We start from the raw sequence: 14698 nt of genomic DNA, 5'->3' as shown, positions 1-14698 counted from the left end.
AGTATGAAAACCTTTGAATATGCAGATCAAGAAATTGGAAGTAAGGATCTAGCTTACATTGTTGCTTCGATGATGATTGGTGTAGGAGTATTAACTCTACCTCGTTTGGTGGCAAATCATACTAAAGCCTTTGATGGTTGGATTTCAATTTTAATGGCTGGGCTTTTTTTTCTATCTTTTGGTTGGTTTTTAGCTAAAATTATTTCGAGCTATCCTAAAAAAACATTTTATGAGTATACGACACTTATCATGTCTAAGCCAGCAGCTGTTATTCTAACGATTACATTAAGTGTAGCATTTCTTTTAACATGTTCGTTGGAAGCTAGAGTAATTGCTAATATTTCAAAGTTGTATATGTTTGATCAAACACCAATTGAGGCAGTGGCGCTGGTTTTTTTATTAGTTGTCATTTATGCAGTTTCAGGCTCAAGGGTTGCATTATTAAGGCTGAATTTAATGTTTTTGCCGATTGTAATTGTGATAACTTTACTCGTACAAGCATTTAATGTGACTTTGTTTCAAATTGAAAATCTACGGCCGACTTTTACAACCACGATCACTGGTTATTTTAATGGTGCGGTAGAAACGACTTTTTCTTTTATTGGATATGTTGTCATTCTTGTTTATATTTCTTTAATGAACAATCCTAAGGATGCCCCTAAAATGACAATAGTTGGCATGAGTATTCCGATTGTCCTTTACTTAATTATATTTACAGTGGCTATAGGAGTATTTGGGTCATTGGCAACAGCACAAATTACGTATCCAACCATTGAGATTGCAAAAGAAATTGAAGCGCCGGGTGGATTTGTTGAACGATTTGAATCAATCTTTTTTACGGTATGGATTATGACTGTTTTTAATACAACTTCAATGGCCATGGATATTACTATTCACTTGTTTAGGTCGGTATTTAATTTAAGTAGGAAAACACTGATTTTAATCCTATCACCAATCATTTATTTAATTGGAATGATGCCTGAAAATACCCATCAAATACAGCTTCTTGGGAAGATAATTGCAGCTCTTGGATTTTTCTTTGGGGTGATTTTTCCTCTAATCTTATTTCTGATAATCAAAATAAGAGGGGTGAAAAATCATGCAAAAAATTAAAGTGATTATGATTGTTACCTGTTTATTAATAACGACTGGATGTTGGGATTCAATTGAAATCGAACAACGTGGGTTTGTCATTGGAGCTGCGATTGATTTAAAGGACAAAAAACAAGTTGAAAAGGGATTAACCTTAACACAACAGTTTGTTGTTCCTGGTGCTATGAGTACAGGGGCAGGTGGCTCAAGTGGAACAGGAGAAGGAGAAGCGTTTCAAAATATTGAATCTGAAGGTGATACAATTTTTGAAACTGTTAGAAGGGTAGCCGCAACAACAAGTCGTTCCCCGTTTTATGAGCATATAAAACTATTAGTCATATCTGAGGGACTAGCCCGGTCCGATTATTTCCCTGATGTTCTAGACTATTTTATCCGATATCCTGAGATGCGTAGAGGGACTCAGGTGATGATTACGCCTGAGAAAGCTAAAGAAATACTAGAATTCAAACCAAAGAATGAAAAGTTGCCGGTCATGTTTATTCAGTCTATTTCAAAGAATAATTTCAAAAATGCGAGAATGGTACCACCTACGAGAATAGGGGATGTGCATGAGAATTTACTCGGACAAGAAAGTTTTATGATACAGATGATTTCTAAACGAAGTGAGGATGAAGTTAAAATTTCTGGACATGCTGTTATAAATGGAAATACGGATAAACTTGCAGGTTTCATAGGGGAAGAGGCAACCGAAGGTGTGAATTTCATTACGGGTGAGATAGAAGGTGGACTCCTTGAGGCTGAGTTAAAAGGTGATATCATTGTATATGAGATGGACATCGTTAATTCTAAGATAAAGCCCGAATATATATCTAAAGATAATATTAAATTCAATGTTGAAATAACTACATCAGGATCGATCCCGGAAACTTATGTAGCCATGGATTTATTAGAAGCCAAAGAAATCGAACAAATTGAAGATGCTGTCGAAAAGTCTGTTAGAGGGTTTACTGAACTGGCTATTCAAGAAGTCCAGAAAGAACTGAAATTAGACATTTTTGGTTTTGGTAAACTCCTAAGTATTAAATTCCCAGATGAATGGGAAAAAATTAAAGATGACTGGGATTATGGTGAAAATTACTTTGAACATAGTCAAATAACAGTGACTATTAATTCTGTGGTTAGTAGAAACGGAGCGATTATTCGTTCTACATTACAATAAAAGGTGAGAGATTTTATGAGGGAAATATTTAATCTAATTACACCGACAGGTCCAGTTCTTCTTGGTGCATTCCTTATCTTTTTCATCCCTTTTATGACTTTTAAAATAAAGCAAAAAGTGTATGAGATGGGAAATCAAACTTGGAAGAAACACGAAGAAAAGCAAGGGGAAGAGTGAATCAAAAATGAGCTTCCAAAAATATATCTTTGAATAAGCTAACTTGGTTTTGAAAAAGCTAAAATGTATGACAACTGTGAAGGAGGAACCAATTATGGGACGCGGTAAAAGCTTTGATCATAAGAAAAAGGATCACCCTGGTAAATTCCCTAAAAGTAGTGAAATGAAAGAGCCAAAGAATGTTGAACATGAAGAAGAGTTTTTGGTAACGAAAGAAGCGTTTAAGAATCGTATTGAAGAGTAATAAAATTTCTATAAGTAATGTGAAAAGCTCATTAATCATTTTAATGAGCTTTTCACTATGTCTATTTTAGAAAATTGAGTGAAATATCGAATGTCTCTTACCTTTTGTTAAGGCAAATTGATATACTGTTAACTACACGAGGAAATTTAGGGAGCGTGAATACGATCCAAACAATAAAAAAAGCAGTTTATCTAGTTGTAGGTTTTATATTTCTAGGCTTGGGGGTAGTTGGAATTATCTTACCTCTTTTACCTACCACTCCTTTTCTTCTTTTAGCTTCAGTATGCTTTATAAGAGGGTCAGAGAAGTTTGATATTTGGTTTAAAGGAACGAGTTTATATAAGAATCATGTGGAAGAATTTATAAAGACCAGATCAATGACCCTAAAGCGAAAATTGATCATAACACTATTTGCTACTAGTGTTATTGCAGCATCATTTGTGTTGGTTGATTATCTAGGGGTAAGGATTCTACTCGTCATGCTCGTGCTGTATATCTATTATTATTTCACTTATAAAATAAAGACGATAAGGTAATTTGACATGAAAAGCGTTTCATATGTTACACTCAGATAAAATTGAAACTAAAGGTCAGAAAGTTGGTATGAATATGACGGAAAAAAGTGTTATTTTTTTTGATATAGATGGCACACTTCTTAACCATGACAAGCAATTGCCGCTATCTACAAGGGAAGCTATTTTCAAACTAAAGGAACTTGGGCATATTGTTGCAATTGCGACAGGAAGAGCCCCTTTTATGTACGAGGATTTACGCGAAGAATTAGGTATTAATACATATGTTAGTTATAACGGTCAGTACGTTGTGCTAAATGGAGAAGTGTTACATACAAATCCGTTAAATATTCCTTCCCTGGAAAAGTTAACAGAGGTGGCTCTATCAAATAATTATCCAGTTGTTTTTATGGATCATGAGGATATGAAAGCGAATGTTCCTGAGCATGACTTTATTAGCGAGAGTATTGCTTCACTAAAAATTGAACACTTTCCATCACATGATCCAAACTATTATAAAGGTCGTGAGCTATACCAAACTCTGTTTTTCTGTCCTGAGGGAGAAGAAAAGCCATATGAACAGGAGTTTAAGGATTTTGATTTTGTAAGATGGCATCCTCTTTCGGTTGATATCCTCCCAAAAGGTGGGTCAAAGGCTAAAGGGATTGAAAAAATTGTAGAAAAATTGAGGATTCCAGCAGAGCGTCAATTTGCGTTTGGGGATGGCTTGAATGATTTAGAGATGCTTTCAAGTGTCCAAAATAGTGTAGCAATGGGAAATGCAGAAGACACGGTAAAGGCTGTTGCTAAATACGTAACAAAATCAGTTGAAGAAGATGGTATTTTGAATGGTCTACAAATGGTTGGACTGTTAGAACCGTAATCTTAGTTAGGTGTGGAAAGTATTATTCTCTTACTAGATAATAATCAGTCGCTAGTTTTTCTTATGGGTATATTTCTCTGTTTCATGCTATATAAATTTTTCAAATGTATAGGATATTTGAATCAGTTTAGATTTAATTTTTAGTCCGTAATCAAGTCTACTATATAGAGCGCTATACTAGGATAGACAGTGGATAGAAAGTTTCTAATAATCAGAAAAATGGACTAGGGGAAATGTCCCGGTTGGTCATCCGAAAATAAATACGATGAAAAATATAGATATTTCCTACCATTGATAACGATTGTCGAATGGAATAGAATGAGGGGGTAAAATTAAAAACCGTAGGATTGTGACTGCTTAGCAGGCAAGACCTAAAAAGTGTTAAGGACAAGCTGTACCTTTTGTGTACACCTCCTTACCCTTTTTAGGTCTTTTTTGTTGTCTGTAACAGGGGAGCATCAGGATAAGGTTCTCAAAGTTATGGTAATCATCACTTTTCTACGAAAAAAATGGAGGTATCAGGGGAAATGAACAAGAGCAACAGATTCCGATTTAAAAAACTAGTTTTAACTGCAACAGTGGCTGCAAACTTATTGGGTGTAGCTATCTCACCGGCTATGGCAGCAGATGTTAGCGTTGGTGATGATAACACTTCAGTTTGGTCACGTCAGGATGCAGAAAAAGTAACACTTACGAAAGAAAATACAGCACCAAAAATTGATCTTGAGTTCGATCTTGTAGCACCTGATCTATGGGTATGGGATACTTGGCCATTACAAAATAGAGATGGTTCACTTGCGATTATTAATGGCTATCGAGTTGCTTTCGCATTGGTAGCACCTCGTGATTTAGGATGGGGTGATCGTCATACTGAAGCAAGAATCGGGATGTTCTATTCCAAAAATGGTAAAGATTGGACATATGCAGGAATCCCATATGATTATGATAGAGCATTAGGTTATATGCAGTGGGCTGGTACATCTATGATCGATGAGGATGGTAAAGTGCATTTATTCTATACTGCTACTGGAGATAGAGAGAACTGGGATTACAATGGATGGGATAAAAGAGCAGTACAGCGTCTTGCTAAAACTACCTTTGATATCAGTGCTAATAAAAACGGAGTACATCTGACAAATGAAGGAAAACATGAAATCATTCTTGAAGCAGACGGCAAACATTATGAAACAATCGAACAAGCGAATAGTCCGATCATTACTGCATTCCGTGATCCATTCTTCTTACAAGATCCGAATACAGGAAAAGAGTATATTATCTTCGAAGGACAAGCTGGAAGTAATAGAGATTTTATCAAACCGGAAAATATCGGGGATGAAGAATACCGTAAAACGCATTCAGTTCCTGAAGGAGCAGAATTGTATAACGGTAATATCGGTATCGCAGAAGTACTTGATGAGGATGTAAGTGAATTGAAGCTACTACCGCCATTGCTTGAATCAGTTGGAACAAATCATCAGCTGGAACGTCCACACGTTGTAGTAAATGGAGATGACTATTATCTATTTACAATTAGCCATACATTTACTTATGCTCCTGGCTTAACGGGTCCTGATGGTGTATATGGTTTTGTAGGGAATAGTCTGTTTGGCGACTATAAACCAATGAACGAAAGTGGTCTTGTTATTGCAAATCCAAAGGAAAATCCGTACCAAGCTTATTCTTGGATGGTACTTCCAGACCATCAGGTAATCAGCTTTATTAACGAGCCTTTAGATGAGAACGGTGAAGTGAAATTTGGAGGTACGTTTGCACCAACTCTAAAACTGCAGTTGGATGGAGAAACATCTAAAGTTACAAAAGAAGGTAAACATGGAGAAATTAAACCATTTGGAGCAAATCGCTAAATTAAAGTACGAAAGGAGAAATTAGAATGATCCTTAATAAAAAGAAAACAGTATCTGCAATTGTATTAGCAACGAGTGTTGTTGTAGCAAGCTTTTCTGGATTAGCTGTCAAAGCAGATGATACAGAGGTAACGACAAATTGGACTCGAGAACAAGTGTCAAAAATTGAACTAAATCAAGATAATACTTTACCTTATACAGATATAAGTGAATTAGAGAAATTCACTCCAGATCATCATGTTTGGGACTCATGGCCACTGACTGACCGCGATGGAAATATTGCTTCAATAAAGGGATGGAAGGTGTTGTTTGCACTCTCTGCTCCTAACGATGTGCTACCAGGTAAAGTACATGACATCGCAACAATCCGTTATTTTTACTCAAAAAACGGTAAAGATTGGACGCTTGGTGGGACACTTTTCCCAGAAGGAGCATCATTAGGTTCTCGTGAATGGGCTGGATCTGCAATGACCGATGACGGAAAAATTCATGCATTTTATACAGCAACTGGCCATAGAGGAGAAGCTCCTTTGACATTTGAACAACGATTGGCGATGGCAACAGGTGATATCATAGCTGACAGTAATGGCGTCCGTTTTGAAAACTGGGGTGACCATAAGGTCATTTTAGAGCCAGACGGAAACTATTATCAGACGAAAGAACAAGCTCAGCAAGGTGAAGGTGGAGGTTATGCTTTCCGTGACCCTATGTGGTTTAAAGATCCGATAACTGAAAAAGAATATATTTTATTTGAGGGAAATTCAGGCGGTGCTGTTGGAGACCGCACATTTAAACAAGAATATGCTGGAAGTTCTAAGTATGCTAGTGAAAACCCAGTGCCTGCAGGAGCAGTTCATGCTAATGGGAACATTGGTATCGCAGAGGTAGTTGATGGTGATCCTTCAAATCTTAAAATGCTAGCCCCTTTAATGGAAGCAAATTATGTAAATGAGGAATTGGAGCGCCCACATATTATTGTAAAGGATAAAAAATATTATTTATTTACAGACACCCATATTAATAAGTATGCTGAAGGACTGCAAGGACCTGAAGGTTTGTATGGATTTGTTTCTGATACATTAATCGGTGGTTATGAACCATTAAATGAAAGTGGTTTGGTTCTAGCTAATCCGCCAGAAAATCCATACCAAGCGTATTCATGGCTTGTACTTCCTAATTTAAATGTGGTAGGATTTGCTCATTTTGGTGATTTAGGTGACATGTCAATTGGTGATGTTGGAAATCAATCACCAGAATTCCAATTTAGCCATTTTGGAGGCACTTTGCCACCTACTGTAAAGCTATCAATCAAAGGCGACACAACCAAAATTGTGAAAGAATTCAGCCCTGGTTGGATTAAGTAATAAGTAACTGTTTTGAGATTAATAGGAATGACCAGCCAATAGCTATGCTATTGGTTTGTTATTTTATTTAGTTCTCAGTCGCCAAGATTATACCGTTTAGAAGATGAATGTCATCTTCAGGATTAATGCGATCAACTTTCATTTTTAAGTATGGCTGTATATTTAGGGGGATCAATTTATGGTGAATTGGAATAAAGAAAAATTAAAAAGTTCATTTTTAGTAACTTTGATAGCAGTAGCTATCATTTGTACATCACTTGTTAGTATAAGGGTGTCTGCACAAGAAAATAGCGATACGTTCAACTGGACACGTGAAGATGTAAGTAAACTAACTACAAGTATAAATAATACAGCGCCTACCATTAATAAAGAGGAACTGGTTGAGATTACTTCAGATTCTTATATTTGGGATACTTGGCCTTTACAATATAAGAATGGGCTTCCAGCTGTTGTAAATGGCTATAAAATTATTTTTGCCTTATCAGTGCCGAAGGATGTGCTCCCAGGTAAACGGCACGATTCAGCTGAAATTCATTATTTTTACTCTAAAGATGGTAAGAGTTGGGTATCTGGGGGGCCAATTTTTAAGGATGGAGAAGCATTAGGATCTAGACAATGGGCTGGTTCTGCCCTTATAAATAAAGATGGAAAAGTTCATATTTTCTATACGGCAACAGGGCAAAAAGGTGAAGAGACTATTACTTATGAACAACGTTTGGCAACAGCCAATGCTGAAATCCTAACAACAAACTCTTCGGTTACCTTTACGAATTGGTCAGATCATAAAGTTTTCCTTGAGCCTGATGGAAAATATTATCAAACAGTTGAGCAGACAAGTAGAGAAGAGTCATCGTACTCTTTCCGAGATCCATATTTTTTCCAAGACCCTAAGACTGCAGAGGAATACATCGTGTTCGAAGCCAATTCTGCTGGAGCACTAGAAGAGAGAACTTGTCAAAGCGTTTCTGGAAACGTGGAAAATGCTAAGTCTTACAATGGGAGCATAGGAATTGTAAAAGTGGTCAATGATCGTTTTACCGAATTTGAACTACTTTCTCCTTTGCTTGAAGCAAATTGTGTGAATGACGAACTTGAGAGACCAAGCATCATGGTAAAAGGTAATCATTATTACCTTTTTCTAAAGACACATAGCGATAAATTCACCCCGGGACTTGAGGCACCTGAAGGATTATACGGGTTTGCTTCTAGTACTTTAGTCGGTGGTTACAAACCGTTAAATGGGAGCGGTCTTGTTATTGGGAACCCAAAATCCAATCCCTATCAAGCCTATTCCTGGATGGTTATGTCAAACGGAACAGTGATTAGCTTTGTTAATTATGTGGATGTGGATGGGAAAACAATTGAGGAAATTGGCCAACAAGCACCAGACTATCAAGTGGAGCATTTTGGCGGAATGCTTGCTCCTTCTTTGAAGCTCTCAATTACCGGTGAAAAGACGAAGATTATTCATGAAAAGAAACAAGGTGTTTTTAAATAAGTATTTATTGAACATCGTTGGGCTGAAATAATTGCCAATTATGGTTATTTATAAAGTATTTCCTGTGGAAAGTCACTCAGCTTGTAATTGTCAGCATGGTTCATTAATATAAAATCAAATAAGAGATAGAAGCCTTTTTAACGTTCAGTAGTTGCTGAACGTTTTTGTACTTCAGTTTTTATAGGAAAAAAGGCATCCTAAAGAGAGATAGTAAAAACAAGGAGGAATTGAAAATAGCTAATCGGATAAATTCAAAAGAAATTGTAAATGAATTATTGCCGTTAGTTGGTGGAAAAGAGAATATTTCTAGAGCTAGTCATTGTGCATCTCGCCTTCGACTAGTCCTTCAAAAGGAAGAAATTGTTGATCTACCTTCTATTGAGAAAATGGAGAGTGTTGAAGGGGTTTATATGAGATCAGGCCAGATCCAAATTATCTTTGGGGGAGGTCGGGTAAATAGGATATATAAGGAATTGATGGAAAAAAAAGAAACCAAATCTTTAGACCTTCAACAGAAGATTGAAGAGAATAAGGGGCAAACAAATCGATTTTCTCGGCTTGTTAAGCTTTTAACTAATATCTTTATACCCATTATCCCTGCGATTGTGGCTAGTGGTTTACTTATGGGGTTTATCGGTATGGTTAAAGCTTTTGATATGATTCCACTCGATAGTGCCTGGATGAGAATGCTTGATATTTTTTCAAGTGCAGCCTTTATTATTTTACCAATATTAATAGGTTTCAGTTCAGCTAAAGAATTTGGAAGCAATCCCTTTTTAGGTGCTGTAATGGGAGGCATCCTAACACATCCATCTCTTATGAACCCTAGGGAACTCGGAAACGGTACTCCAGAGTTTATGGACATTATTGGTATTCAGATCCCTTTAATCGGTTACCAGGGGACTGTAATCCCTATTTTGTTATCAGTTTATGTCATGAGTAAAATTGAAAAAGGTTTAAGAAGGTGGGTGCCCAACACCTTAGATTTATTTTTAATTCCATTCTTAACTATTACTTTAACAGGTTTTATCTCTCTTTTAGTGATGGGTCCTTTAGGAATGTGGATAAGCAATTTGGTTACTAACAGCCTTGAATTCTTTATACACTATGGTGGATTTATGGCAGGATTTCTTTTCGGTGGACTATACACCTTTATTGTTATTACCGGTCTACACCATGGGATTCATGCTATTGAGGCAGGATTGCTTGCAGATCCTGAAGTGGGAATCAACTTTCTGCTACCCATATGGTCAATGGCGAATGTTGCCCAAGGGGGAGCTGCTTTAGCTGTTTTTATCCTAACGAAAAATAAGAAGTTAAAGGAGATTGCAATTCCTGCTGCAATTTCAGCCTTTTTAGGTATCGTTGAACCGGTGATTTTTGGTATTAACCTTCGATTAGTAAAGCCCTTTATTGGTGCAGCAATAGGTGGAGCATTGGGCGGTGCGTATGTTGTATCTACTGAAGTTGTTGCGAATTCATATGGGTTAACAGCTATTCCGATGATTGCCATTGTAGCGCCAATGGGTATAACTAATCTTATTCATTATCTTATTGGTTTCGTCATTGCTGTTGCTTCGGCGTTTGTTGTCACCCTTATTATCGGAATAAAGGAAGAAAAATTGTAATAGAAACAAGTGGGATCTATTAGCTAAAAACAAAGCTATTTCTTAAACTAGGCCGGTTACAATTTCAATTGAAGATATAGTAAACCAAGAAATTGATTACTGGGTGCGAAATTCTCTTTAAGATCATCATTAATATAAACCGAGATAGGAAGATAGAGAAGGAGGAACACCATGAAAATCAAAAAAATCTTAAATAATAATACAGTTGTAGTTAATGACCGGGGAGAGGAAAAAATAGTTACTGGATTAGGAATTGCATACCAAAGAAAAAAGAACGATCCTGTACCTAAAACTAAAATTGAGAACATCTTTGTGATGAAAGACAGGTCAAAATATGAACAATTTGAAGAGATTGTAAAAACCCTACCTGAGGAGCATATTCAGGTAGCGGAAAAGATTATAGCTTATACAGAAAAAGAATTAGATCTTTCATTGAACGAGCATATTCATGTTGCACTTACTGATCATCTATCGTTTGCGTTTGAACGCTTAAATGATGGAATGCTTATTAAGAATACCTTACTAAACGAAATCAAAATTTTGTATCCAAAGGAATTTCAAATTGGCCTTTGGGCTAAAGAGTTTATCAAAGAAAAGCTAGACATAGAGATACCGGAGGATGAGGTTGGTTATATTGCTCTCCATATTCACACTGCAAAGATGAATGCGGGAGATATGCAGAGAACACTGGATATCACGACGATGATCGTAGACATGATTGAAATAATAGAAGCTTGTTTTAATATCGAAATACCAGTAGAAACGGTTTCTTATGAAAGACTTGTTACTCATTTGCGCTTTGCTGTTCAGCGTTCAGAATTCGGCGAATCGTTTCTTGACCTTGAGCCAGAGATGATCCAAATTATCAAAGAAAAATATCAAGAAGCTTATTCTTGTGCCCGAAAAGTGGGTCAATTTGTAAAGAGAGAGTATGAATTTGAACTGCCTGAAATGGAGCTAGTTTACATTACAATGCAAATTCAACGGATTTATGATCGACTAGTCTTGGCATAGGACAGTTTTCCTTTCAAAGGTACTTCCTTTATTTAAAAGACTGGTTGGGTTTATACTAAGCTTTCTAAAACATTGTTGTATCAACTCATGTAGGCAGTTCGGATTCCCTACATAAAATACCTTGAAATAGGTCATATCAACATCAGTAATTAACGAAGCCATTTTTTTCAAAAAATATGGATGTCGAAGCTTATAGCATAACTTTCTTTTGTGCGAGTGTTTGATTAACTCGCATTTATTGTGAGGACCTAGATAAGGAGTTTAATATGATCAAGCAAAAAATATGGATAGGGCTAATTGTGTTAGCAATATGTCTTAGTACAAGTTTTTTAATGTTCACAAAAACGAAGCAAGCTGAAGTTACTTCAACTAATAATATAAGCAACACTCAACTAGCACTAGCACTAAGTGATCAAGCATTACATCAATGGGGATTTGATGAAGGCAATGGAAATGTTACTACTGATCTTTCCCAATTGGAAGGATCAAATATTCATTATACATTTAAATCAGATCCAGAATGGAAAGACGGCATTAGCGGTACATCACTTTTATTTGATGGATATTCAAACTGGCTGGAAATAGCCCCGGATAAGGTTCAAAAAACAGAAGAATCTTTTGCTATTGAAGCGTGGGTTGCACCGAGAGCGTATGAATGGGGAGACGAAGGTAAAGCATCCGTCATTATTAATCAACATGATAAAGAAAAAAATCAGGGGTTTGTCCTAGGTATGGGACGACATGGTTATATAACGTTTCAACTAGCACTTAACGGTGAATGGTATGAAATATGGTCGCCTAAAGGACAAGTTTTGCCAAAAAATCAATGGTCTTATGTTGTGGCACAATTTAATAAAGAAAATCATAAGTTGACCCTTTATTTAAATGGTAAAATCGTAGAAGAAATAGAAGTGCCCGAAAATAGTTTGTTTACACCTGCTGATACTCAACCGTTGCTGGTGGGTAAACATAATCAGGCAGTTGCAGTTTCCGATATTTTCCAAGCTAATATGTTTAATGGGTTAATGGATAATGTTTCACTGTACAATAAGGTATTCAGCGATGAAACTGTTAAGGGGCATTATAAAGAAGTCCTTAACTATTTTCACAATGAATTACCAAAACCAAGTACCTCTTTTGATAGAACGGTTTATAAAGGAGATCGCTATCGCCCCAACTACCATTTTACTGCTCCACAGCATTGGATGAATGAACCACATGCGCCGATTTACTATAAAGGGAACTATCATTTATTTTATCAGTTTAACCCAGCGGGTCCTTTTTGGCATCAAATTCATTGGGGACATGCTACAAGTAACGATATGATTCATTGGGAAGACCGACCTATTGCCCTGAGTCCAACAGAGGATACGGTTGCTCGTGATGGGGTATGGTCAGGTAGTGCAACATTCGATCAAAATGGAATCCCGGTGTTATTTTACACAGCAGGACACGATGAAATGACGCCTAATCAAATGACAGGAATTGCTCGTCCGGTTGATGCAAATGATGTCCATTTGAATAATTGGAATATGAACCCTAGTCCTATTACTATTCAACAAGAAAATATTGATACACCGAAAGGAAAAGTTATGTTTGGGCAATTCCGTGATCCATATGTATGGAAAGATGGGGATAAATGGTATCAACTTGTTGGATCAGGTGTAGAGGAATCAGGTGGAACAGCTCTACTCTATACATCAGATGATATGGAACACTGGAATTACGAAAAACCATTCATGATTGGCGATAAAGTGAGATTCCCGCGTACAGGAGATGTATGGGAGTTGCCTTTTTTAGTGCCAATAAAAAATGATCAGACAGGCCAGCAAAAATATGTTTTTATGATAAGTCCCTATTTTATGTCTAGTAGTCCATATGCATCTAGATTTACGTTTTATTGGATTGGAACATGGGATTCTAATACACTCGAATTTATTCCAGACATTGAGGAGCCAAAAATGTTTGATTATGGAGAACATTTTACAGGAGCACAAGGATTTGCAGACGAAAAAGGTCGTACTATCGTTACAAGTCTTTTACAAGACCGCCGTTCAGAAATAGAAAAATATGAATCAGGATGGGCACATGGCGCTGGGCTACCTCTTGAGATTTATTTGAATCATAAACAAGAGCTAGGAATTCGCCCAATTGATGAAGTTCAATCACTTCGTAGTGAAGAGTTGGTATCTATTGAAAATGCCACGATGGAAGAAGCGAATATACAGCTTGAAAAGATTCAAAGCGATCAAGTCGAAATAGAGCTGGAATTGGATGTATCTTCTACGAAAGATGCAGGTTTGAAAATATTAAAAGAACGAAATTATGAGGAAGAAACATTTATTTTTTATAAGAATGAAACGAATACTATTAATATTGATCGGGGGCGATCTAGTAAAAATCCTACAATTGAAAAGGGGATTCAAGGTGGAGAAATAGTGCTTGAAGACAATAACTTAAAGCTACACATATTTATAGATAAATCAATTGTGGAAGCATATGTGAATAATGAAATAAGTATCTCCTCCCGTGTATTTCCAATGTTAGAACAATCAAAAGGATTAGAAGTATATGGGATTGATGGAGAGCCATTTGTACGATCCTTAAGGGTATGGAGTTTAGAAACAGCGATAATAAAAGAAAGAGATTAAGGTAATGATGTAATTGGAAAGAGGCTGTCCCAAAAGGAAGTGCCAGGCACTACTCTCACAGTATCTAGTTATTGAACAAAGTTTAGATCGACTAGATATTGATGGTAGTACCAGGCATTTATGGGGAAGCCTCACCTATTTATCGTTTAGTATACCCTCACAAGCTGCCACTGTTGATTAGTTCCATCAAGGTAATCATACTGTATAATATCTGACCCGTTAGCTGTGCCAAAACCATCGAGAGCTTTACCGGAATGACGGTTTATTATTTTATAGTAGCCATTTCCTATAGGGACTAAGCTCCATTGTTGATTGTTACCACCAAGATCTGAATATTGTACAGCGTCACCGCCATTTGTTGTATCCCAACTATATATTTCTAATGCTTTTTTACTATTTACATTCACTAGTTTAGAATAACCATTTGTAAGATTTGTTATGGTCCAATGCTGATTTGTTCCACCGTTATCTGACCATTGAACGACATCTGCTCCATCTGCAGTACTTTTAGCTGTTACTTCAGCTACTTTACCAGAAGCACGGTTAACTAGCTTATATTTGGAACCGCTTAAAACTCCTGCTGCGTTAAT

The 14698-nt window shown here is 36.6% G+C and carries 13 protein-coding genes; 12 read left to right on the top strand and 1 reads right to left on the bottom strand.

Going from position 1 to position 14698, the window contains the following annotated elements:
• The first annotated feature begins 3 nt into the window (after positions 1–3).
• From BLQ56_RS15545 to BLQ56_RS15500, 12 genes are all read left to right on the top strand, one after another.
• Positions 4–1113, top strand: a complete 1110-nt coding sequence (locus BLQ56_RS15545; RefSeq protein ID WP_090856263.1) for a GerAB/ArcD/ProY family transporter — start codon at positions 4–6, stop codon at positions 1111–1113.
• Positions 1100–2272, top strand: a complete 1173-nt coding sequence (locus BLQ56_RS15540; protein ID WP_090856260.1) for a Ger(x)C family spore germination protein — start codon at positions 1100–1102, stop codon at positions 2270–2272. Before BLQ56_RS15545 ends, BLQ56_RS15540 begins: the two co-directional genes overlap by 14 nt.
• Before the next feature lie 15 nt (positions 2273–2287).
• On the top strand, positions 2288–2449 hold the full coding sequence (locus BLQ56_RS23605; protein WP_175490329.1) for a hypothetical protein: 162 nt from the start codon (positions 2288–2290) through the stop codon (positions 2447–2449).
• Positions 2450–2543: 94 nt separating this feature from the next.
• Positions 2544–2693 carry a hypothetical protein gene (locus BLQ56_RS23600; protein ID WP_175490328.1) on the top strand — a complete coding sequence of 50 codons (150 nt, stop codon included), beginning with the start codon at positions 2544–2546 and terminating at the stop codon, positions 2691–2693.
• A gap of 155 nt (positions 2694–2848) precedes the next feature.
• Positions 2849–3229: a YbaN family protein gene (locus BLQ56_RS15535; RefSeq protein WP_204381085.1), complete on the top strand. Its 381-nt coding sequence runs from the start codon at positions 2849–2851 to the stop codon at positions 3227–3229.
• Between the two features lie 73 nt (positions 3230–3302).
• Positions 3303–4088 carry a Cof-type HAD-IIB family hydrolase gene (locus tag BLQ56_RS15530; RefSeq protein ID WP_090856479.1) on the top strand — a complete coding sequence of 262 codons (786 nt, stop codon included), beginning with the start codon at positions 3303–3305 and terminating at the stop codon, positions 4086–4088.
• Between the two features lie 527 nt (positions 4089–4615).
• Positions 4616–5953, top strand: a complete 1338-nt coding sequence (locus BLQ56_RS15525; RefSeq protein ID WP_090856257.1) for a glycoside hydrolase family 68 protein — start codon at positions 4616–4618, stop codon at positions 5951–5953.
• 26 nt (positions 5954–5979) lie between these two features.
• The gene (locus BLQ56_RS15520; protein WP_090856254.1) at positions 5980–7317 is read left to right on the top strand and encodes a glycoside hydrolase family 68 protein; all 1338 of its coding nucleotides are present in this window, start codon (positions 5980–5982) and stop codon (positions 7315–7317) included.
• Between the two features lie 178 nt (positions 7318–7495).
• Entirely contained in the window at positions 7496–8815 is a 1320-nt protein-coding gene (locus BLQ56_RS15515) for a glycoside hydrolase family 68 protein (protein ID WP_090856251.1), read from the top strand.
• 245 nt (positions 8816–9060) lie between these two features.
• Positions 9061–10443, top strand: coding sequence for a sucrose-specific PTS transporter subunit IIBC (locus tag BLQ56_RS15510; protein WP_090856476.1), 1383 nt, complete (start codon positions 9061–9063; stop codon positions 10441–10443).
• 171 nt (positions 10444–10614) lie between these two features.
• Positions 10615–11457 (top strand): PRD domain-containing protein, encoded by an 843-nt coding sequence (locus BLQ56_RS15505; RefSeq protein WP_090856248.1) that lies wholly within the window; start codon positions 10615–10617, stop codon positions 11455–11457.
• Positions 11458–11723: 266 nt separating this feature from the next.
• Complete coding sequence (locus BLQ56_RS15500) at positions 11724–14108, top strand: GH32 C-terminal domain-containing protein (RefSeq protein WP_090856245.1); 2385 nt, start codon at positions 11724–11726, stop codon at positions 14106–14108.
• A gap of 146 nt (positions 14109–14254) precedes the next feature.
• Here the strand turns inward: BLQ56_RS15500 and BLQ56_RS23905 are convergent, their stop codons facing one another.
• Positions 14255–14698 carry an RICIN domain-containing protein gene (locus BLQ56_RS23905; RefSeq protein ID WP_238457289.1) on the bottom strand — a complete coding sequence of 148 codons (444 nt, stop codon included), beginning with the start codon at positions 14696–14698 and terminating at the stop codon, positions 14255–14257.

This window comes from Litchfieldia salsa, from assembly GCF_900104555.1.
Lineage (GTDB): Bacteria > Bacillota > Bacilli > Bacillales > Bacillaceae_L > Litchfieldia > Litchfieldia salsa.
Note: the sequence above shows the minus strand (reverse complement) of the source record. Positions and strands in the feature narration are given on the sequence as shown.